The following is a 1,395-nucleotide window of genomic DNA, read 5'->3' on the forward strand; positions in this document are numbered from 1 at the left end:
AACTCCTCTTCAGATAGATCATCAAGTTTACCAGTCCTTATTATTTTTTGTTCAATATATAATCCTGCTGCCTTACCTCTAGCTACTTCAGCGTTAACTGCTGCTGACCAGGCACCTTTACTAAGAGCATCTATTCTAATTCTACCAAGTTCAGATATATGACGTTCGAAAGTGACCGCATATTTCTTTTGATATTCTTCTCGTAGTTCTCCAATATATTTAACAACCAGTGGAAATCTTTTTGGATTCTGTAGTTCTGCTGCTCTGACTCCTGCGGAGTCTTGAGCATAGCCTGCAGATATGGCACATTCAGTGCCATTCTTTCTACCTTCATTTGTCACGATCTCGTGAGCAAACTTCATTTGCATTTCTGTTAATCTTGTGATTTGACCCATAATTGACAATAAAAGTAGTTTGGCGTAAAGTCAAGTATGCTGAAAGCAAAAGAATTAGCCAGAGCTCTGTCCAAAATTATGAAAAACTCTGAGGTGGGTAAGAATGCTCGCATACAGGTAAGATTACCACAAGGAGAGTATAGATCTCCTGATGGATTCTTTGATGTGGTTGAAGTTAAACTGATGCAGAATAATGTGTTAGGACACAGCGAGACCCACCGGATTGTGTTTGAATTATATCCGAGCGATATGGCTTGGAAGATGGGCAAACCGAAAAAGGTTATAGGATGACTCGAGCCGTAAATGTTTTAGGTCAAGCCATTATAAAATATGATACTCCTCAACATATTCTTGATGAGGTCAATAAAATCTATGATGAAAGAAAGATAAGAGATCTCCCGGCCACTAATAAATTCTTAGCAGGTAAAATTAAAGACGAATTTACTTTGTACCATAATGAAATGAATGATCCGAGTAAGAATTTTAATAATGTGAGCAAAAAATCCCTTGACTGGTTTCAGGATCAATTTCAAGACTATTTGGGAGTAGTTGAAAAGAAATCTGTAACCATTCGTCTAAGTTCTATTTGGGTAAATGAGATGTATGCTAATGAATATAATCCTATTCATACTCATTCTTCTAAATTTTCTAGAATTGGATTGTCATCAGTGATGATATTGAAACTTCCAAGTGATTATGGAGAAGAGTATTCCAGACCAGACAGACCTCTAAATGGTCAGCTACAGTTCGTCGGTAGTTCTGGTGGCCAATTTTCATTCACAGATTTTAGACCTGAAGTTGCTGTTGGAGATTTTTATGTATTTCCATACGATATGAGACATACTGTTTATCCATTCAACACAACTAAAGAGCATCGGAGAACCCTCGCGGCTAACGTAGATGTTTTTTATTCTCCTCTTGAACTACCTGAAATAGATAAATGAGGTAAAAATTCTAAAAGACTTGACTACTTTTAAAAACTATGCGATTAGAGTCTAGA

The 1,395-nt window shown here is 36.7% G+C and carries 3 protein-coding genes; 2 read left to right on the top strand and 1 reads right to left on the bottom strand.

The features are described 5' to 3' along the window. On the bottom strand, positions 1-362 hold a 362-nt coding region (locus tag AC30RD_RS09320; protein WP_489494263.1), incomplete at its 3' end, for a terminase small subunit. A 69-nt stretch (positions 363-431) separates the two neighbouring features. Here AC30RD_RS09320 and AC30RD_RS09325 point away from each other — a divergent pair. Further along, positions 432-686, top strand: coding sequence for a hypothetical protein (locus AC30RD_RS09325; protein WP_489494264.1), 255 nt, complete (start codon positions 432-434; stop codon positions 684-686). Next, a complete protein-coding gene (locus AC30RD_RS09330) occupies positions 650-1,339 on the top strand; it encodes a putative 2OG-Fe(II) oxygenase (protein ID WP_489494265.1) in 690 nt (229 codons plus the stop codon). The genes AC30RD_RS09325 and AC30RD_RS09330 overlap by 37 nt, the downstream gene beginning before the upstream one ends. Positions 1,340-1,395 lie beyond the last annotated feature (56 nt).

Source organism: Nitrosophilus sp. (assembly GCF_982775275.1).

What these genes read in the sequence shown, in the direction of transcription:
- AC30RD_RS09325 (WP_489494264.1), top strand. Translation starts at nt 432, where the DNA reads ATGCTGAAAGCAAAAGAATTAGCCAGAGCTCTGTCCAAAATTATGAAA.